Source organism: Streptomyces ossamyceticus, from assembly GCF_001418475.1.
Classification (GTDB): domain Bacteria; phylum Actinomycetota; class Actinomycetes; order Streptomycetales; family Streptomycetaceae; genus Streptomyces; species Streptomyces ossamyceticus.
In genome coordinates this window covers 1-19,968 of the sequence record NZ_LIQX01000161.1, presented here as the reverse complement: position 1 = coordinate 19,968, position 19,968 = coordinate 1, and the positions used below count along the sequence as shown (strand labels likewise).

15 protein-coding genes and 2 pseudogenes are annotated in these 19,968 nt (G+C 72.6%); 9 read left to right on the top strand and 8 right to left on the bottom strand.

Going from position 1 to position 19,968, the window contains the following annotated elements; genetic code table 11:
• The 4 genes and pseudogenes from AOK15_RS13690 to AOK15_RS13680 all read right to left on the bottom strand — a co-directional run.
• The coding region (locus AOK15_RS13690; RefSeq protein ID WP_055516322.1) for a sensor histidine kinase at positions 1-1,284 on the bottom strand (1,284 nt) is incomplete at its 3' end.
• Positions 1,285-1,523: 239 nt separating this feature from the next.
• On the bottom strand, positions 1,524-2,786 hold the full coding sequence (locus AOK15_RS13685; protein WP_079058469.1) for a DUF418 domain-containing protein: 1,263 nt from the start codon (positions 2,784-2,786) through the stop codon (positions 1,524-1,526).
• A gap of 360 nt (positions 2,787-3,146) precedes the next feature.
• Positions 3,147-3,791 (bottom strand): response regulator transcription factor, encoded by a 645-nt coding sequence (locus tag AOK15_RS46055; protein ID WP_205632124.1) that lies wholly within the window; start codon positions 3,789-3,791, stop codon positions 3,147-3,149.
• 60 nt (positions 3,792-3,851) lie between these two features.
• Positions 3,852-4,913 (bottom strand): annotated as a pseudogene (locus tag AOK15_RS13680) (sensor histidine kinase); the annotation flags it as partial.
• Between the two features lie 247 nt (positions 4,914-5,160).
• On the opposite strand from AOK15_RS13680, the gene AOK15_RS46050 reads away from it, so the two are divergent.
• Both AOK15_RS46050 and AOK15_RS13670 read left to right on the top strand, forming a co-directional pair.
• Entirely contained in the window at positions 5,161-5,769 is a 609-nt protein-coding gene (locus AOK15_RS46050) for a hypothetical protein (protein WP_205632122.1), read from the top strand.
• Positions 5,730-6,356 carry a DUF998 domain-containing protein gene (locus tag AOK15_RS13670; RefSeq protein ID WP_055516320.1) on the top strand — a complete coding sequence of 209 codons (627 nt, stop codon included), beginning with the start codon at positions 5,730-5,732 and terminating at the stop codon, positions 6,354-6,356. Before AOK15_RS46050 ends, AOK15_RS13670 begins: the two co-directional genes overlap by 40 nt.
• 910 nt (positions 6,357-7,266) lie before the next feature.
• On the opposite strand, the gene AOK15_RS13665 is transcribed toward AOK15_RS13670, so the two are convergent.
• Positions 7,267-9,948, bottom strand: a complete 2,682-nt coding sequence (locus AOK15_RS13665) for a SpoIIE family protein phosphatase (RefSeq protein WP_240508419.1) — start codon at positions 9,946-9,948, stop codon at positions 7,267-7,269.
• A gap of 217 nt (positions 9,949-10,165) precedes the next feature.
• Between AOK15_RS13665 and AOK15_RS48790 the strand changes: the two genes are divergently transcribed.
• The 5 genes and pseudogenes from AOK15_RS48790 (at position 10,166) to AOK15_RS46735 (ending at position 13,196) form a co-directional block, all read left to right on the top strand.
• Positions 10,166-10,696 carry an FAD-dependent monooxygenase gene (locus AOK15_RS48790; RefSeq protein WP_420876897.1) on the top strand — a complete coding sequence of 177 codons (531 nt, stop codon included), beginning with the start codon at positions 10,166-10,168 and terminating at the stop codon, positions 10,694-10,696.
• A 340-nt stretch (positions 10,697-11,036) separates the two neighbouring features.
• Positions 11,037-11,093 (top strand): annotated as a pseudogene (locus AOK15_RS48530) (hypothetical protein); the annotation flags it as partial.
• A gap of 69 nt (positions 11,094-11,162) precedes the next feature.
• Positions 11,163-11,303, top strand: coding sequence for a hypothetical protein (locus tag AOK15_RS48525; protein ID WP_338059897.1), 141 nt, complete (start codon positions 11,163-11,165; stop codon positions 11,301-11,303).
• A 196-nt stretch (positions 11,304-11,499) separates the two neighbouring features.
• Positions 11,500-12,204, top strand: a complete 705-nt coding sequence (locus tag AOK15_RS46740) for a hypothetical protein (RefSeq protein ID WP_240508418.1) — start codon at positions 11,500-11,502, stop codon at positions 12,202-12,204.
• Positions 12,192-13,196, top strand: a complete 1,005-nt coding sequence (locus tag AOK15_RS46735; RefSeq protein ID WP_420876898.1) for a methyltransferase — start codon at positions 12,192-12,194, stop codon at positions 13,194-13,196. The genes AOK15_RS46740 and AOK15_RS46735 overlap by 13 nt, the downstream gene beginning before the upstream one ends.
• A gap of 126 nt (positions 13,197-13,322) precedes the next feature.
• Here AOK15_RS46735 and AOK15_RS13650 read toward each other — a convergent pair whose 3' ends face one another.
• Positions 13,323-14,264 (bottom strand): hypothetical protein, encoded by a 942-nt coding sequence (locus tag AOK15_RS13650; RefSeq protein WP_055516316.1) that lies wholly within the window; start codon positions 14,262-14,264, stop codon positions 13,323-13,325.
• 134 nt (positions 14,265-14,398) lie between these two features.
• Positions 14,399-14,821, bottom strand: coding sequence for a DUF1707 SHOCT-like domain-containing protein (locus AOK15_RS13645; RefSeq protein WP_055516314.1), 423 nt, complete (start codon positions 14,819-14,821; stop codon positions 14,399-14,401).
• 97 nt (positions 14,822-14,918) lie between these two features.
• Here AOK15_RS13645 and AOK15_RS13640 point away from each other — a divergent pair, with 97 nt between their 5' ends.
• Together AOK15_RS13640 and AOK15_RS13635 are read left to right on the top strand one after the other, a co-directional pair.
• Complete coding sequence (locus tag AOK15_RS13640; RefSeq protein ID WP_055516312.1) at positions 14,919-15,503, top strand: TetR/AcrR family transcriptional regulator; 585 nt, start codon at positions 14,919-14,921, stop codon at positions 15,501-15,503.
• A gap of 128 nt (positions 15,504-15,631) precedes the next feature.
• Positions 15,632-18,313: an RICIN domain-containing protein gene (locus tag AOK15_RS13635; protein WP_055516310.1), complete on the top strand. Its 2,682-nt coding sequence runs from the start codon at positions 15,632-15,634 to the stop codon at positions 18,311-18,313.
• An 84-nt stretch (positions 18,314-18,397) separates the two neighbouring features.
• On the opposite strand, the gene AOK15_RS13630 is transcribed toward AOK15_RS13635, so the two are convergent.
• Positions 18,398-19,738: a DUF418 domain-containing protein gene (locus tag AOK15_RS13630; RefSeq protein WP_079058468.1), complete on the bottom strand. Its 1,341-nt coding sequence runs from the start codon at positions 19,736-19,738 to the stop codon at positions 18,398-18,400.
• Positions 19,739-19,968 lie beyond the last annotated feature (230 nt).

The window sequence follows — 19,968 nt, the reverse complement described above, 5'->3', positions numbered from 1 at the left end:
GGTCGCGGGTCGGTCGGGGGGAGCGGGTCGATCGGGGGTTGGGCTCATCGCGTTCGGGCTTCCCTGGCGCAGGGGGAGCTCGGCGGTGACGACGTGGTCGCCGGTCAGCGGGTCCGGGCCGGCGGTGAAGTCGCCGCCCGCCAGGTGGGCGCGCTCGCGCAGGCCGGCCAGCCCCAGGCCGCTGCTGGGCGGCGGGACGGCGGGCGGGCGTGCGGCGTTGCGTACGTGGAGGGTGAGTTTCCCGGCGTCCACGGTGACGGTCAGCCGTGTGGGCGCGCCGGGGGCGTGCTTGTGGACGTTGGTGAGGGATTCGCGCACGATGCGGTTCACCGCTCGGCGGATGCCGATGTCGGCGTCGGTGAGGTCGTCGCCGTGCCAGGAGAGGGTGAGGGGCAGGCCCGCGTGCAGGGCCTCGGTGACCAGGTTGCCGACATCCTCGCGGGTGCCGACCACCGATTCGGTGCCGTCGGTTCGTTCGGCTCCGTCGAGGCGCAGGATGCCCAGCACGGTGCGGAGTTCGTCGAGTGCGGTCCGGGAGGTGGTGCGCAGCAGGTCGGCCTGCTCGTTGATCTCCGGGGCCGTGGTGCGGGTGCGCAGTTCCAGGGCCCCGGCGTACAGGACGATCAGGCTGAGCCGGTGCCCGAGCAGATCGTGCATCTCGCCGGCGATGCGTGCCCTTTCCTGCATACGGGCCTGCGACTCGCCGAGCAGGTTGGCGCGTTCCAGCAGGGCGTTGCGTTCCTGTAGGGCGTCCATGGCCCGGGCCCGCTCGCCCTGGAGCATGCCGACGGCGCCCGGTAGCACCACCAGCAGCACGGTGACGACGACGATGAGGCCGACATCCGCCGGGCCGGCCTTCAGCCCGACGCCCCACTCGACGAAGTTGGCCGCGGATTGCACGCCGGTGGCGACCGCCAGGGCGGCCACGGCCCGGCGGGTGTCCGGCACCTGGCGGCCCACGGCGTAGGCGAGCATCACGGTCACGGGCCAGAGAAACGCCGCCAGGGGCATGCTCGGCCAGATCAACGCCATCGTCGCGACGCCGGTCCCGATCAGCAGCGAGGTGATCGGCAGGGTGAATCGGCAGAGCAGGGCGACCGCGACGGCCAGCAGCCCGATCACCGTGGCGGGCTGCCCGGACAGGTTGACGACGGCGGTGACGATCGCCGTGGCGGGCAGGAACAGCCACCACGCCCACAGCAACCGGCCCTGTCGTGGCGGGTACTGCCGGGTCGTCACCGCCTCGGCGGTGACGACTTCGGCGAGTTTCGCCCAGCGGGCCACGGCGCCTCCACGACGACGGTGATGGCCGGCGCACCAGGCGGGCGCCCGGCCGGTTGGCGCGGCCGCGTCCGGGCCACACGGACCGGGGTACCGGCCACGGCGGTGACGCGGTGATGGCAGGTGGCCCGTGGCCGGCGCCGAGCGTACCCGAGGGCCGGGGACGTGGTCATCGGGTACGGGCTCGGCCGGGAGCCGGTCTCGTTCGAGCGAAGGTGCGGCGGGCGCCGGCACGCCGGCTCTCACCGGACGAACTTCGCCAGCTTGGTGGTGCCGTTGAGCAGGTACTCCAGCGGGCCGCGGCGGAAGAAGCGCGACCAGATCGCGGCGAACAGGATGGCTCCGCCGATGAACCCGAGCAGCGGCACGAAGGTGAGGGTGGAACCGTCGGGCAGCATGGTGTAGGCGACGACGTGGGCGACGTAGAGGGTCAGGGACATGGTGCCCACGGCGATCAGCGGGCTCGCCAGCCGACGCAGCCACGCCAGTCGGGCCATGACCACGGTCGCGCAGAGGAGCACGGTGATCGCCACACCGAGGCTGCCGATGATCTCGAAGGTCGTACCGCTGTGCGGGTCGGACACCAGCAGAGACAGGTACGCGTCGTCCGTGATCTTGTCCTGTATGACCTCGTAGGCCGCGTCTCCCGGTCCCAGGGCCTTCAAGGACTCCGCGTCCAGGTTCGCGAAGAGATCCTTCACGTCACTCCCCACCCCGTGCAGTGAGGGGACCAGCTTTCCGATCAGCCAGGCGGACCCGTATCCGAGCACGATCATCGCGGGGCCGAGCGCGGCCAGTCGGCGTTGCACCGCACCGGCGGCCAGGTCGAGCCGGGCCAGCGCCATGCCCGCGATCACGAACGGCATCCAGGTGATCGCCGGGTAGGTGCCGTTGAGCAGCAGACTCAGCAGTCCGTCGCCGCCGAGCCGGGCGATCGGGTCGTACACGTTGATGCTCTCCGTGACCGAGGGGGTCAGCAGTTGGTTCAGGCCGAACGCCGCCGCCGGCGCGACGAACGCGAGCACGGCCGCGATGATCGCGAGCGTCCTGGCCCGCAGGCGTACCAGGGGCAGTGCCAGCAGGAAGTACACCCCGTAGAAGGCGAGGATCACCAGGATGCCGGTCTTGAGCATCGTCAGCGCGGTGCCCAGTACCAGCAGGACCAGGGCACGGATCACGATGCGGACCCTCGCCTGCCGGCCGGCCAGGCCGGTCTTCGGCTCCCGGCGGCCGGCGATCAGCATCAGCGAGAACCCGGCGAGGGTGGCGAACAGGATCGACGACCGGCCCCCGGCCAGTTCCAGCATCCAGCCGGCGAAGCCACTCGTGTCCTCGGCGGACGGGGCGACGTGCACGGCGAACATGCCGAACACCGCCAGCGCGCGGGCCAGGTCCACCCCGACCAACCGCCCCACCGAGGGCTGCTGCCCGCCCACGCCGGCGGGCTCGACCGGTGCCGCCTGCCGCGGAGGTGACGCTTCGTGTGAGATCTCTGTCTGGGTCATGCGCCCAACGTCGCCGCGCCGGACCCCCCGACGCCTCTGCCGAGCTTCCGGACCGCCCCCGCCGAATGGCGGAGGACGCCGAGCCGATCGGCCATCGGTGAAGGGGGCTCCGGTGCCGCAGGGGCCGTTGGCGATGGGCTCCGGTGCCGCAGCGGCCGTTGGCGAGGGGGCTCCGGTGCCGCAGCGGCCATCGCCGAGAGCGACTTCGATGCCGCAGCGGCCATCGCCGAGAGCGACTTCGATGCCGCAGCGGCCATCGCCGAGAGCGACTTCGATGCCGCAGCGGGCATCGAGATGTGCCTTCGGATCTCAGCCGAGCCCGACGGCGGTCGCCCGGGGCTTCGGCGTCGTCGATTCGCCTCAGGTCACGCCGAGGAAGCGGAGGACGGCGAGGACCCGGCGGTGGTCCGCGGCGGCCTTCGGCAGGTCGAGCTTGGCCAGGATGCTGTTGATGTGCTTGGCCACCGCGCTCTCGCTGACCACGAGCCGCGCGGCGATTCCGGCGTTGGACCGTCCGCCCGCCATCAGCTCCAGGACCTCGCGTTCTCGGGGGGTGAGCCGGTCCAGCGGGTCGCTGTGGCGGCGAACCAGCAACTGGGCGACGACCTGCGGATCCAGTACGGTGCCGCCCTCGGCCACCTGCCGCAGGGTCTCGGCGAACTCCTCGACGTCCGCGACGCGTTGCTTGAGCAGGTAGCCGATCCCCGCCGTGTGGGCGGACAGCAGATCGGCCGCGTACCGCTCCTCCACGTACTGCGAGAGCAGCAGTACCGCCGTTCCGGGCCACTGCTGTCTGATGACCAGCGCGGCGTGCACTCCCTCGTCCGTGAAACCGGGCGGCATCCGGACGTCCACCACCGCGATGTCCGGCCGGTGTTCCTCCACCGCCGCCAACAGCGCCTCGGCGTCGCCCACTTCGGCGGCCACCTCGAACCCGGCCATCTCCAGGACCTTGGCCACGCCGATCCGGAGCAGGACGGAATCCTCGGCGATCACGGCACGCACGAACTCCACGGTCAGGACGGTCGGCCCCCCGACGGGACTGTCCACCGACAGCCTGCCATCGACCGACGCGACCCGCTTGGCCAGCCCGGACAGCCCGGTGCCGCCGGCGGGTTCGGCGCCGCCCACACCGTCGTCGCTGACGACGAGGACCAGGGTCGCGCCGAGGCACTCCACCGTGACCTCGGCCCGGGACGCCCGCGCATGCTTCACCACGTTCGTCAGCGCTTCGGACACGGTGAAGTACGCCACCGCCTCGACCGCGGGCGCCGGGCGCGAGGGCAGGTTCACCGTCACCCCCACCGGGAGGGGGGCCCGGGCCGCGATGCCCGAGATCGCGGCGTCGAGGCCGCGGTCCTCCAGAACGGCCGGGTGCAGCCCGCGCACCAGATCATTCAGCTCCTCCATCGCCTCCTTCGCCTCCCGGTGCGCCTCGTCGATCACACGACGGGCGTCCTCGGGCAGATCACCGAGCGTCGCCCTGGCCAGCCCGAGGTTGACCGCCAGGGAGACCAGCCGCTGCTGGGCGCCGTCGTGCAGATCGCGTTCGATGCGCCGCCGTTCGTCGTCGACCGCGTCCACCAGGCCCGCCCGGCTCTCGGCCAGGTCCTCCACACGGCGCGCCAACCGCTCCTCCCGGCTGGGCCCGAGCCGGAGTGTGGCGGTGCGGGTGTCGAGCCGGGCGAGTGCCCGCGACAGCCAGGACGCCGCGCAGAGCAGGGCGACTCCGGCGACGGTGATGTAGGCGGCCAGGACGGTGTAGCCGGCTTGGCCGAGGTTCGACTCCGGCGGAACGAGCCAGATCCACCCGTAGATCGAGGCGGCCACGGCGGACGCGGCCCACATCAGGAGGACGAAGACCGCCGCGAGAGCCAGGAGCGGACCGAACAGCAGGTGGTAGCCGAGCTGCCGCCGGGCCGCCGGGGAACGCAGCCACGCGGGCAGCGAGGGACGTGGCCCCTCGTACGGCGAAGGGATGCGCACACCGAGTCGGGTACGGAAGCGGCCGCGCTGCGCCTCGGTCAGCGACGGCCCGGCCACCACGACGGCGGCGAGCGGGACGAGAACCGCGAGGAGGATCGCCGCCCATGTCTCCGGGACGAGGACGATCCAGGGCAGCGCCATGACGACCAGGGCGGCGAGCTGGATCAGGACCCCGGTGGCGAGGAACGCGACCGGACGTCCGGCGCCTTGGAACGGCCACCGGATCACGCGCCGCAGGCGGGCGGTTGTGTGCATGAGGGAACGGTAAGTGCCGAGGTCAGTGGGGGTCCATGGCGTAAGCGCCCGTCTTGGGGGTGTAGTTGGTGCCACCTCGGAACGGACACCTGCGTTACTGACTGTGATCACCCTGCGGTCGAGGCTGAAGGACATGAAGGAGAACTCTGAGGGTGGGTCGGTCCTGCGGCGGGTGCGCCGCTGGTGCCGGGTGGAGCATGTCCTCGTCGTCAGCGGGCTGGCTCTGCTGCCCTGGCTGGTCGTGTTGGCCGCCGGGCTGCCCACGACGGCCGTCGCATCGAACTGGCGTACGGTGTGGATCGGTCTGGACGCCGCGGAGACGGTGGCCCTGATCACCACGGGACTGCTGGCCGTACGAGGCCACCGCCTGCACCCGCTCACGGCCACCGCCGCCGCCACGCTGCTGGTGGTCGACGCCTGGTTCGACACGGTGACGGCGGCACCGGGCGCGGATCAGGTCTCGGCGGCGGCGATGGCGCTCGGCGCGGAGCTGCCGCTGGCGGTGGTGTGCGCCGCACTGGCGGCAAGGGGGCACGTCCGGCCCACGGACACCTGCCCCACGGACGCCCGGCTCGCCGAAGCCCGGCCCACGGACGCCCGGCTCGTGCGCTGGCCCGCCGCCTTCCCCGGTCCGTGTTGCGGGGGCGGCCCGGTGGGCGCGGCGCGGCCGCGTGGAGTGCCGGAGCGTCCTACGGTGAGCCGGTGCGACATGTGCCCAGGTGGGCCCTGCTCCCGTCGGTGAGCGCACCCGTCCTGCTGATCGGCGGCTGGACGATCGCGGCACTCCTGGAGGGGCCCGCATACGACCCTGCCAGGCAGACGATCAGCGTCCTGGCCGCCTACGGGGCACCGGGATTCTGGGTGATGACCGGGGCTCTGGTCGCCCTGGGGCTGTGCCATCTGCTGACCGCCTGGGGGCTTCGGGCGGCCGCGCTCGCCGGACGGGTGGCGCTGGGCGGCGGTGGAGTGTCGGCGTTCGTGGTGGCCCTGCTCCCGGCACCGAGCACTGGGGGCTCCCTGCGCCACGGGTCGGCCGCCGTGGTCGGCTTCGCGCTTCTGGCGGTCTGGCCCGTCCTGGCCGCCGATCGCAGCGGGGCGGCACCGTGGGGACTGCGTCCCCTGCCCTCGCTCGCGGCGACCGCCGTGATGGGCGCCGGAGCGGTCTGGTTCGTGATCGAGACGAACGATCAGGGGGCCGCCGGTGTCGCCGAACGTTTCGTGACGTCCTTCCAGTCGCTGTGGCCCTTCATGGTCGTGGTCTCCTGCCTCTGCCATCCCGGCTCGCGGCCGGGCCGAGACGACCCCGAGGAGACCGGGTCACGCCGGTGACGGCCGCCGCGCCGCTCAAGGGCTCCGACTGAAGGCCGGGTCGGTGGTCCGGGCGATGGGGCCGGTCACTGGTCCGGGTTGTGGGTCCGGTCCCTGGTCCGGGAGCGGGCCGCCTTGGGAGGCCCAGGTCAGGAGGGTGCGGGCGTCGTACCCGGTCGTCTGCCGCAGGGCGCGGGCGTACGCGTCCCTTCCCAGGGCGTGGACGAGTCGGGTCTCGCAGTCGTCGCGGAGGGAGGCCGTTTCCGGGTTTCCGCGTTGCGGGTGGCCGACGCGCTCCCAGAAGCGGAGCGCCGCGCCGAAGGCGTGGGCGGCCGCCCGGGCGTCCCCCCGCCTCGGACAGCGCGATGGCGAGGAGGGTCCAGGGCCGTGGCGACCCCGAAGGCGTCGCCGATGTGCCGCTTCGCGTCGAGTACGGCCCGCGCGGGCTAGGGGGCCGATACGGACGACCGCCTCGGTCGTCATCCGCAGCGGTTCCGGGCTCGTGGCCAGCACGCGCAGGTGCGGGCACGCCGTCAGCAGGTCGCCGACGAGGTCGCGGCACTCGACGGTCGGGGGTTCGGCCAGGCAGCCACGTCGTAGACAGGGTGGGCGGCGGACGATCGGGACGCCGTGGCGGTGTGGCGGTGGCGAGGCCACGCGGCGATGTCGAGGCGGTCGCCGCCCTGCGGGACTGCGGGCGCGGCGTGCCGGATGCCGGATGCCGGGCGCGGGGCGCCGGGGTGAGGCGCGAGTGCCTGATGCCGGGCGCCGGGCGCCGGTGGGGCGCGGGGTGTCAGGCGCCGGGCGCGGGGCGCCAGGGTGGGGCGCGGGGTGCCGGGCGTCGGCGTAGGGCGTGGGGTGCCGTGCAGGGCCTGCGGGCCGGTGCGGGCGCGGCCGGGGGCTTGGGCATGTGGGCCTGCCGAGTGGTGTCTCAGTGGTCCGGCAGGGTTTGTTCGGCCCAGATCACCTTTCCCTGCGGGGTGTATCTCGTTCCCCAGCGTTCCGTCAGGTGCGACACCAGGAACAGGCCGCGGCCGCCTTCGTCGGTCGTCGCCGCGTACCGCAGGTGGGGCGAGGTGCTGCTGCCGTCGGCGACCTCGCAGATCAGGGTGCGGTCGTGGATCAGCCGCAGATGGATCGGCTCGCAGCCGTAGCGGACCGCGTTGGTGACGAGTTCACTCAGCACCAGTTCCGTGCTGAAGCCGAGTTCCTCCAGCCCCCATGCGTCGAGCTGGGCGGTCGCCGCGGCGCGCACCCCGGCGACGGCGGCCGGGTCCGGTGGTACGTCCCACTCGGCGATCCGGTCCGGCGGCAGCGCGTGCGTGCGGGCGATGAGCAGGGCCACGTCGTCGGCGGGGCGCTCGGGCAGCAGCGATGCGAGGACCGCCCGGCAGCTGTCCTCCGGCTCGCGGTCGGGGTGGCCCGCCAGGGCCTTGCGCAGCAGGTCCATCCCTTCGTCGAGGTCGCGGCTGCGGTCCTCGACGAGGCCGTCGGTGTAGAGGACGAGCTGGGAGCCCTCGGCGATCTCCAGCTCCGCGGTCTGGAAGGGCATGCCGCCCAGGCCCAGCGGCGGACCGGCAGGCAGGTCGGGGAAGGTGACGTCGCCGTCGGGGTGGACCAGCGCGGGGGCCAGGTGTCCGGCGCGGGCCAGGGTGCAGCGGCGCGTCGTCGGGTCGTAGATCGCGTAGAGGCAGGTGGCGCCGACGACGGCGGCGGGGCTCTCCGTGCACGCCTCGTCCTGGTCGATCCGCCCGACCAGGTCGTCGAGGTGGCTCAGCAGTTCGTCGGGTGGCAGGTCGAGCGTGGAGAAGTTGTGCACCGCGGTCCGCAGCCGTCCCATGGTCGCGGCGGCGTGCAGGCCGTGGCCGACGACGTCGCCGACGACCATCGCCACCCGGCTGCCCGGCAGCGGGATCACGTCGAACCAGTCTCCGCTCACACCCGACTGGGCCGGCAGATACCGGTAGCCGACGTCGACGGCGCTCTGCTCGGGCAGGCCCCGCGGCAGCAGACTGCGCTGGAGGGTGACCGCCAGGGCGTGCTCGCGCGTGTACCGGCGGGCGTTGTCGATGCTGACGGCGGCGCGGGCCACCAGCTCCTCCGCCAGCGAGAGCTCCTCCTGGTCGAAGGGGTCGTGCTCCTTGGAGCGCCAGAAGTTGACCATGCCGAGGACGACACCGCGGGCCTGGATGGGGGCCGCGATGAGCGAGTGGATGCCGTAGTCCACGATCTGCTCGGTGCGCTCGGGGTCCTGCAGGTGCCAGCCCGTCGCGGTCGACAGGTCGGCGACGAGTTCGGAGCGGCCGGAGCCGTAGCCGCGTGCCTGCGGTGTGGAGGGCAGGAAGTCGATCAGCCGGCCCTTCTCGTAGAGGGGCTGGTCGTCGCGGATGCCGCACACGGCGACGCGGCGCATGCCCTTCGCGGTGGCCGCCGGTTCCTCGCCGTGCAGGACGGCGTCGGCGAGGTCCACGGTGACGAAGTCGGCGAAGCGGGGCACGGCGATCCGGGCGAGTTCGTCGGCGGTCTGGATCACGTCCAGGGAGGTGCCGATGCCCAGCCCGGCGTCGTAGAGCAGCTTCAGCCGCTCGCCGGTGATCTCGGCCCGGCCGGAGACGGCGCGCAGTTCGGTGGAGTCGCGCAGCGTCACCACGGTGCCGCGCTGGCCTCCGCCGCGGTCGGTGGGCCGCTGGTTGACCACCAGCAGCCGTGGCCCGGCGAGGTGCACCTCGTCGGTGGCCTCGCGGCCGGAGCCGAGCAGCGACGCCATCTCGGGTTCGAGGGACGGCAGGTCGGCGACCTGCCTGCCTTCCGCCTCCGGGGGCAGTTCCAGCAGCCGCCTGGCCTCGTCGTTGACGAGCAGCAGCCGGCCCTCGTCGCTGACGATGAGCACCCCTTCGCGTACGGAGTGCAGCACCGTGTCGTGGTGCTCGTACATGCGGGACATCTCGTTGGGGGCCAGGCTGTGGGTCTGCCGGCGCAGCCGCCTGCCGACGAGCGCGGTGGCGGCCGTGGCGACTCCGAGGGCCCCGGCCCCGGCAGTCAGGATGATCGGTATCTGCCGGTCCACCAGGCTGGACACGTTCTTGACCTTCAGCCCGGCGGAGGCGAGGGCCACCACCTTGCCGTTGTCGTCCTTGATGGGCACGGTCGCCTGGACCTCGTGGCCGAGGGGGCCGTGCACGCTCTCGGTGTAGACCTTGCCCGCCAGCGACGGCGCGATCTCTCCCACGAACCGTTTCCCGATGCGGTCCGGCATGGGGTGGGTGTAGCGGATGCCCTTGGTGTCCATCACGACGACGAAGTCGACGCCCGCCGACTTGCGGCCCGCCTCGGTGATCGGCTGGAGGATCTTCGCGGGGTCGGGGGACCGGAGCGCGGACAGCACGCCCGGGGAGTGCGCGAACGTCTGCGCCACGGCTATGGATCTCCGTTTGGCCTCGGCGCTGGTGTGCCGCTGTGACTGCATGACGAGCGCGAAGACGGCGAATGCCACGAGCAGCACCACCAACGCCACCTGGAGGAGGAAGATCTGCCCCGCGACACTCCGCGTGTTCCTTCGCACCAGAGACCACAGTGGTGATATGCGACTGACTCGGACAAAACGGTCCTTCATCCGGCCTTTGTAACATCCCTCACCCACATAGTCACGGGCCTGCCCACGGAGCGGACCGTACCGAGCGGCGATCGATCACCCCTCAAGCCACTTCGATCACTTCAGCCACATCAGCAACGCGTCAGCAGTGCTCCCTCATACGTCACTGCCGGAGCTCTCCTCATTCAGGTGATTTTTCGTTCATTAGGTCACGTCACGGCATCTACTATCCCTTCTCGTGACAGACAGGAAGACCCGGAGAACGACCGATGTGCTCATCCTCGGCGCCGGACCGGCCGGGCTCGTGCTCGGCAATCTCCTCCAGGACAGCGGCATCGACTGCGTCGTCCTGGAACGGGCCGAACCCGCGCACCTGCGGACACGGGCACGCGCCGGGTTCCTGGCCGCCGGCACCGTGGGGATCCTGGAGCGGCACGGGCTGGCCGACGGGCTGCACCGCCACGGACAGGCCCACAGCACCTGCGAGTTCCGCACCATGGACGGCCGGTTCCGGCTGGACTACAGCCGGCTCGGGCGGGGCGAGCGGCACACCGTCTACCGTTCCTGTGGACTGAGCAGGAGTGAGCCCGCTCAGCCGCACGCCCCGAACGGTCTTGGGCGTACTGGTCCCCGGCGTTCTCGACCCCGGGGCGGCGACACGCATCCTGTGCGTGGTCCGGGCCCGGGAGGCCGGCTCCCTGCGCGACCCGGCCATACAGGTACGGCCAGAGGCGACGGGGAGGCCCTGACCCATCCGCTGGTGGAGTAGGGGCCCCGCACGCCGACGCCGTACCCGGTGTCCCAGGTCGCACGACCACGCTACCCCGATCAGCCCAGGACGCCGCAAGCCCACCAGCGGACGATCACACGATCGAGCTAAGTCGGCCTCGAGCGCGCTCCGTGGCAAGCAGCTACCACCCCCCAACAGCGTTTGGTCACCGACCTGTTGGACCGGTTCACGGCCTCCGGCGGGCGCGTCGAGTTCGCCACCGAGGCCATGGCCGCGCTGGACGCCGACGCCGGCCGGCCCTCGGTGACGCAAGGCGGACGGGCGGCCCGCCACCTGGCGAGCACGCCCGTCCGCGGCGAAGGGCGCCAACCTCGCCGTCCTGGAGGCGTCGCTCCTCGCCCGCGCCCTCGCCGACGACCTCCTCCACGGTGATGACGAGGGGCTCGACGCGTACTCCGCGCGGTGCCTGACGTACATCTGGCGGGCGCAGGAGTTCTCCCACTGGATGATCGGGCTGCTGCACGGCCCGACCGGCTCGGACGGCGCCGCCCTGTTCCACAACTCCCTGCGGCGCTCCCGCCTCACCTCGCTGCGCACCTCACGCAGCCACCAGGACTGGTTCGCCGAGCACTACGTCGGCGTGTGAGGACGGGGTCTTCCCGCCGCCTCCTCCCGCCTTCCCCTCCCGCCGCTTTCCCGTCCCGCCTCCCGGTCCGCCTGCCGGTCCCCCATCCGGTGCCGCCTGCCGGTGCCCTTCTCCTCCACGGCCTCTCGTCATCGGCGTCCGCCACCGCTTCCGCTTCCGTCTCCCCTTCCGCGTATCCGAATGAGGAATCCCGCACATGATCACGACGTTGTCGGGCGACACGTCCCGCCTGCTCGCGACGGTCGACTTCGTCAAGGAGCAGGACACCGCCGCCCTGCTGCCGCTCCTGCTGCCCGGGCTCGACGGCCCTGAGCTGCGGGCTCTCGCGGAGCACTGCCGCTTCTCCCATGCCGCGCTGCTCGTCTTCCCGTCGGACGAGGCCGAGTTGGGGTCGATGCTCACCGACTGCGGGCTCGTCGGGGTCGCGCCGCGGCAGCCGAGTGTGGTCGTCCGCGAGCGGCTGGCCGCGCGACACCGGCGGCGGGCGGCCGAACTGGACGTCGGCATCGTGCGCCGCGCCGTGGTCGGCGCGGACGGCGCGCACCGCACGGTCGAGGTGTTCGCGCTGACCGTGCCGCCCGGCTCGGACCTGGACACCGTCGCCGCGCACGAGCGGGAGCGGCAGCACGAGACCCACGTCGGCTTCGACGTCGTGGCCCCCGACCCACTGGTGCTGCGCGGCCTGTGCGCGACCTTCGCGCGCTACGGGGCCACCCCGGACGGCGGCGGCTACAACCCGCACGAGGACGGCACCGTCTTCTACTTCGGCGCGCCCGCCGAGGCGAAGGCCGACTACCGGCGGGTGGAGCTGTATGTGCCCGGCGACCACCGCGACCTGCTCGCCGCGCACCTCGACGACCATCGCGCCCGCAACCCGCTGAAACGCTCCTGCGTCTGCTGACCGGGGCCTGGACGACCCAGGCCCTGAGCACGTTCGCCCAGCTCAGGCTGCCTGATGCCATGGACGGCGACCGCACGGTCGGAGTGGAGGAACTGGCGCGGGAGGTCGGCGCCCGGCCGAGGAACCTGACCATCTTGCTGCGCTATCTGGCGATGCTGGGCGCGGTGACGGAGGGCCGGGACGGCTTCCGGCTCACCGAGACGGGCGCGCTGCTGCGCGACGGCGCCCCGGCGTCGATGCGGGCACTGGCGCTGATGTACGGCGGCCCGTTCTACGACTCCTTCGCCCGGCTCGGCCACACGGTGCGCACGGGGCAGGTCGCCTTCGAGCACCTCTTCGGCGAGAACCACTTCGACCATTTCGCCCGCGACCCCCACCTCGCGGAACTCTTCGACCGGTCGATGGCCGCGGGGGCCGCCATGTTCGACCCGGTCCCCGCGCACCCGGCGCTCACCGCCGCGGCCGAGGCGCCCGCCGGGGCCACGGTCGTCGATGTCGCGGGCGGCAACGGGGAGTTGCTCGGCCGGATCCTCGCCGCGCACCCCCGGCTCCAGGGCACTCTGCTGGAGCGTCCGCACGCCGTCGAGGCCGCCCGCGCACGGCTCGACGAGGCGGGCCTCGGCGCGCGGTGCGCCTTCCTGGCCGGCGACTTCGCGGACCTCCCCGCGGGCGGTGACGTGTACGTGCTGTCCCGCGTCCTGCACGACTGGGACGACGAGCGCTGCCGCGAGATCCTGCGCCACTGCGCCCGCGCGATGCCCGACCACGCCGATCTGCTCGTCGTCGAACGGGTCCTGCCCTCCGACGGCTCGATGTCGCTGGCCACCGCCTGGGACCTCCACATGATGTGCAACGTCGGCGGACGCGAACGCCACGCCGAGCACTACGCCAGGCTGTTCGCCGACGCGGGCCTCACCCTGGTGGACAGCTCCCCACTGCCCCTGGACGGCCACGTCCTCCACGTCCGGAAGGCCGACCCGACCAGGCAGTGACGCCCCCGGCGCCGACGGCCGGCCCCGCCGGCACCGGCCGGAGTCGCACGGCCTCCACCCGGCGGCGTCACACGACCTCCACCCGTAGGTGTCGACCCGCCCTCACCCGTAGGTGTCGCCCCGCTCTCACCCGATGAAGTCGTTCCAGTGGCGCCTGAGGTGATCGGCGGCCCTGCTCGCCAGGCGCCGCTCGACGCCCGCGGTGAACGCGTCGGCGAAGCCGGGGGTGTGCGCGGCGAAGTGACTGTACGCCGCGTTTCCGAAGACGGCGCAGGCGGCCGCGGCCTCGTCGGGGGCGTACGCCTGCGACGCGGGCCGCTTCGCCGGGTCCAGGTGCGCGTGGCGGGCCCGCGCCTGACGCACCACTTGTTCCCCGCGTTCCGTGAGCACCGGCAGCCGGAGTGCCTGGGGCCTCTCGCTGTCCGGCAGGGCGAGCCCCCAGGCCACGACGATCATCGCCATCGACGTCCACCCCGCCACCAGTGCGTACCGCCAGTCCAGGAACGCGTACATCTCCAGCGCGGCGAGCGGCAGAGTGAGCGCGGCGACCGTCCGGGACCAGAAGAGGCAGGGCCGTTCGAAGTCGATGTACACCCCCCGGCCCCTCAAGTACCCCTCGGTCATGAGGCGGTCGGCGGTGGGATGCAGGAGGCCGTGCGGGTCCGCGGTGGCGGGGTTCTGGTAGGAGGAGGCGAGACTCCGGAGCGCCTCCTCCTCGTCGGACTCGCCGGGTCGGCACGCGTGATGGCGGTTCGCGAGCCGCAGGGTCGGGGTGCCGTCGTCCTCCGTGGCCGCCTCCAGGACTCCGCGCGCCACCATGTCGGTGATCACCGTGGAGAACGCGCGATGGATGCTGCCGTCCCCCTCGGCGAGGACGGCGACGGCGGCGACCCCCAGCCGGAGGTCCTCGTCCGGTACGGCGTCGGCGGGCTCCGGCCGCGTGGCCCGGTGGCGGGCCAGGGCCTCCGCGACCGCGCGGGTGTAGATGCGCTGGTCGAGCGACAAGGCCCCCAGCGCGAGGAGCGCGTACCCCACGGCGGAACCGGCCCATGCCACCCAGACGATCATCACGACAGTGTCGAGGACATGACCAGGCAGCGACAAGACATCTGCAAGGTCTCGTCGGAGTCGCGAGAGGCGTCAACACCGTTGCCCCGTTGCCGGGTTGAGGCCCCGGGCCGCACGGCGACCCGTGCGCAGCCTCAGTCGTCGGCGCCCTCCGCCTCGCGCGGCCAGACGGCGACGGCGATCAGCACGGCCGCCCACACCCCGAGCGGCGCGACCGGCCAGTAGTACGTCAGCTCCCCCTCCTGCGCACACCGCGCGCCCCAGAACGCGGACATGATCAACGCGCCGCCGAGCCAGTAGCGCCATTCCGCCAGCCAGTCCTTGAGGTCCTTGCGGTCGCGCTCCGCGCGGGTGGGGGCCGGTTCGGGCAAGTCGGCGACCAGCGGCGCGAGTTCGTCGGCCGTGCGCGCCCGCAGGGCGTGTTCCGCGCGGGACGCGTGCTCGTACGGGGCGAGCCGCCCCTCCGCCAACGCCGCCGCCAGCACGGCGAGCACCTCGTCGCGGTCCCGGTCCGAGACCCGCACGGCCGGCACGGCACGCTCACGTCGGTCGTCCATCCCTGTCCCCCTTCGACACCGTTCCGCGTCCCCTCGGACGACGCTTTAGAATACGACTGTATCCCAAAGGATGTATCTCACAGAGGGAGTCCGACCGATGCCCAGGACGGTCGACAGGGAGGAGCAGCGCCGCCACATCGGCACGGCCCTGCTCCGGCTGGTCTCCGAGCGCGGCCTCGACGAGGTCAGTGTGCGCACCGTGGCCGCGGCCGCCGGCCGCTCCCCCGGCGCCGTGCAGAAGTACTTCCGCACCAAGGAGGAGATGCTCGCCTTCGCCGCCGAACTGGCCGGGGAGCGCGTCGAGCGCCGGATGGCCGGAGTCGACACCTCGCTCCCCCCGCGCCGCGCGCTGCGCGCGCTGATCCTGACCACGCTGCCCGTGGACGCCGAGCGACGCGCCGAGGCCACCGCGCAGCTCGCCTTCGCCGTCCACGCGACCCACCACCCCCGTCTGGCCGCGACCCGGCGGCAGGTCGACGAGGACGTCCGTCAGGCGCTAGCCGCGTGGCTGGAAGTGGCGGGGTACGGGGCCCACGCGACGGCCGTCGCCGACGCCGTGATCGCCCTGTCCGACGGCCTCGCCCTGCGCATGCTGTACGCCCCACAGGAGCACGAGCACCTGCTCACCGTCCTGGACCATGCCCTGGACGTCCTGCTCCCGGATCCACCAGTCATGGGATGAATCAAAAAAAGTTTGTGGATCATGGCAACCCTTTACGAGGCCTGTGACCACAAGGGAGCGGATCCGGTCAGTTCCGGTGCCCGGATCCGCCTTCTCTCGTGAACGGCTCGCAAGGAGAACGCCTCCCCATGAAGAACCCCACGCACGGCGGGCGCCGCGGGCGCCACCGCCGTCGCTGGACCGCCACCGCCGTACTGCTCGGCGCGCCCCTCGCCGTCGTGCCGTACCTCCTGTTCACCCAGGAGGACTCGCAGGCCGCGACGATCGACGGCGACGCCTTCTACAAGTTCGTGTCCGTGCGCAGCGGCAAGGTGCTCGACGTCAACGGCTTCTCCACCGCCGACGGCACCCGCGTCCAGCAGTGGACCGACCAGAACACCGCCAACCAGCAGTGGCGGCTGAAGCCCGCCGGGGGCGGCTACTACGAGCTGGTGAACCGCAACAGCGGCAAGGTGCTGGGTGTCACCGGCAACTCGACCGCGAAGTCCGCCGCCACCGAGCAGCAGACCGACAGCTCCGCGACATCCCAGGAGTGGCGGATCGACGACGTGAGCGGGTCGTCCGGCGCCGTCACCCTCACCTCCCGCAGGAGCGGCCACGTCCTCGACGTCTCCGGGGGCTCCACGGCCCAGGGCGCGGCGGTCATCCAGTATCCCGGCAAGGGCAGCACCAACCAGCAGTGGAAGCTGGTGAAGGTGGGCGGCACCGGGACCTCTGGGACCTCTGGGACCTCTGGGACCTCTGGGACCGACGGCACGCAGACCACGGCGAAGACCGGACCGTACGTGTGGAAGAACGCCCAGGTGGTGGGCGGCGGTTACGTCACCGGTCTGGTGTTCAACCAGAAGGAGAAGGGCCTGCTGTACGCGCGCACCGACATGGGTGGCGCCTACCGCTGGGACACCGGGGCCGAGCAGTGGATCCCGCTGACCGACTGGGTCGGCGAGAAGGACTGGAACCTGCTGGGCATCGACTCGCTGGCCACCGACCCCGTCGATCCCGACCGGCTCTACCTCGGGGCGGGCACCTACACCAACGACTGGGCGGGCAACGGCGCGATCCTGCGCTCCACCGACCGGGGCCGCACCTTCAAGCGCACCGAACTGCCCTTCAAGCTGGGCGGCAACGAGGACGGCCGCGGCGCGGGCGAACGGCTGGTGGTCGACCCCGCCGACAACGGCAACCTGCTGCTGGGCACCCGCAAGAACGGCCTGTGGCGCAGCACCGACCACGGCGCGACCTGGAAGCAGGTCTCCTCGTTCCCCGTCAAGGACGGGGCGGGCAGCGGCGCCGGCATCTCCTTCGTGACGTACGGCAAGGCCGGCAGCGGGACGATCTACGTCGGCGTCCACGACAAGTCCACCTCCCTCTACCGCTCCACCGACGGCGGCGCCACCTGGCAGGCCGTGTCCGGGCAGCCCACCGGCCAGCTGCCGCAGCACGGCGTGCTCTCCGGTGACGGCTCGCTGTACCTGACGTACACCAACGCCCTCGGCCCCAACGGCGTCACCGGCGGCTCGGTGTGGAAGTACACGCCGGGCACCGGGGCGTGGAAGAACATCTCCCCCTCGCAGGGCAGCTACGGGTTCTCCGGTCTGGCCGTCGACCCGCGCAAGCCGAACACGGTGATGGTCACCACCCTCGGCCGCTGGTGGCCCGAGGACGAGATCTACCGGAGCACCGACGGCGGCGCGAACTGGAAGGCACTGGCCGAGAAGTCGGTGCGCAGCGCCGCCGCCGCTCCCTACATCGGCACCCACACCGGACACTGGATGACCGCCCTGGCCATCGACCCCTTCGACTCCGGGCACGCGCTGTACGGCACCGGCAACGGCATCCTGCGCAGCAAGGACGCCGACGCCTCCGACAGCGGCGGCACCAGCCACTGGGGCATGGGCGCCCGAGGGCTGGAGGAGACCGCGCTGATGGACGCGATCGCCCCTCCGGGCGGCGCCGCCGTCATCACCGCCATGGGCGACCAGGGCGGCTTCCGGCACGAGTCCCTGACCCAGGTGCCCTCCGGGCGGCTGGCCAACCCGATGATGTCCAACAGCACCGACATCGACTTCGCCCAGTCGAAGCCCTCGATGATGGTCCGCGTCGGCCGGGGCGGCGACCAGGACGGCGCGTACTCCACCGACGGCGGCGTCAGCTGGAACGGCTTCAAGGCGGAGCCGGTGGCCTCCGCCCAGGACGGTCACATCGCGCTCTCGGCGGACGGCTCCACCATCGTCTGGACCGAGGCCGGTGAGGCCCCGTACCGCTCGACCGACAACGGGGCGAGCTGGTCGAGGGTCGGCGGCCTGGGCAACGGCGCCGTGGTCGTCGCCGACCGCTCCTCGGCCAGGACGTTCTACTCGCTGTCCGGCGGCACGCTCCACGCCAGCACCGACGGCGGCGCCACCTTCACCGCTCGCGCGGGCGGCCTGCCCTCCGGCCGGCTCCTGGCCGTTCCCGGTGTCGCGGGGGACCTCTGGATCGCCGGCGGCGGCAAGGGGCTGCTGCACTCCACCGACGGCGGCCGCACCTTCACCACGCTCACGTCGGTGCAGTCCGCGTCCGCCCTCGGCTTCGGCAAGGCCAAGTCGGGCACCGACTACCAGGCGCTGTACCTGATCGGCACGGTCAAGGACGTCGCCGGAGTCTTCCGCTCCACCGACAAGGGCACCACGTGGCTCCGCGTCAACGACGACGCCCACCAGTGGGGCGCGATCGCCGGCGTCGGTGTCGTCACCGGCGACCCGGACACCTTCGGCCGGGTCTACATCGGCACCAACGGACGCGGTCTGCAGTACGGCGACCCGTCCTGATCCCACCCCGTCCCCGACGCCCGAGCGGGGCCGCGGCCACCACGGTCCGCGGCCCCGCCCCGGGCCCGGGGACGCGCCCGCGGGTCAACGGACCCGGTTCGCCAGTCGGGTGGCGTTGTTGAGCAGGTGCTCCAGCGGACCGCGGCGGAAGAAGCGGGACCAGGTCGCCGCGAACAGGGTGGCGCCGAGGACGAAGCAGAGCAGCAGCGTGGCGGAGGCGGACTGCGGCGGAGTGGCCGATTCCCCGGGCAGGGCGAGGATCACCAGGATGTGGCCCACGTAGAGGGTCAGGGACATGGTGCCGACGGCGATGACCGGCGCCGCCAGCCTGCGCAGCACCGGCAGCCGGTCCAGAGCCACCGTCAGGGACAGCAGCACCGTGATCGCGATGCCCAGGCTGCCGATGAGGTCGAACGTGGACCCGGTGTGCGGCTCGGCCGCCAGCAGCCCCCAGGCGTCGGGGCCCCACAGCCCACTGCCGACCGGCATGTCGAAGGCACCCGCCGACGCGCCGGCGTCCTTCAGGGCCTCGAAGTCCTTCATGTCGGGCATCGTGGCCGCGATCTCCTTGTCGCCGCCGGTCAGCCGGAGCAGCAGCCAGGAGACGCCGTAGCCGAACGCGATCAGCGCGGGACCGACCACGGCCAGCCGCCGCCGCACCGTGCCGGAGGACAGGTCCAGCCGGCCCAGCGCCATACCGGTGACGACGAACGTCATCCAGGTGATCGCCGGGTACAGGCCGGTGAGGAAGAAGTCGAGCACGCCCACCCCGGAGAGCCGGGCGATCGGGTCGTACCCGTCGACGGTGGTCACCATCGACTCGGTGAGCAGCGCGCGCAGGGCGTACGCGAGCTGCGGTGTGACGAACGCGAGGGCGACCGCGATGAGCGCGAGCGTCCTGGCCCGCAGCCGCAGCAGGGGCAGGGCCAGCAGGAAGTACACGGCGTAGAAGTTGAGGATGCCGGCGCCGCCGAAGTTGGTCATCGCCAGCGCCGTGCCCACCACCAGCAGGATCACCGCCCGGATGACGATGCGGGCCCTCGCCCGGCGGCCCGCCAGGCCGGTCTTGGGCTCCAGGCGGCCGGCGATCAGCATCAGCGAGAACCCGGCGAGGGTGGCGAACAGGGCCGACGCCCGGCCGCTCGCCAGCCCCAGGAACCAGTCGCCGACCCCGCCGTCGGGGTCGGGGAAGGGGCCGACGTGCACGGCGAACATGCCGAACACGGCGAGGGCACGGGCGAGGTCCACCCCGACCAGCCGCGCCAGCGGCGCGGCACCCGCCGGGGGTGGGGCGGCTGCGTCCGGCGCGGCGGCCCCGGACCTTGCGGCGGCGTCCCGCGCCGCGGCGGCGTCCGGCGTCGCGGCGTCGCCGGGTTCGGGTGAGTCTCGAAGGGGCGCCTTCGCGGCGCTGTCGATCTCGGTCACCGGGACAACGTTGCCGAGGCGCGGGAGCAGCCAACCATCCGATGCCTCACGGGAGTTGCCCCGCCGACCGGCCCCGGCCACCCCGCCGGTCGGCGGGGTCCGCGCCCGCCGGGCAAGGGTGAGGGGACGCGGTCTCAGACCGTCGTCGCGGCCCCGGTCAGCAGGAGGCCCAGGCCACCGCGGAGAACAGCCGCAGACGCACGGGATCACCGAGGGCCTTGAACATCCGC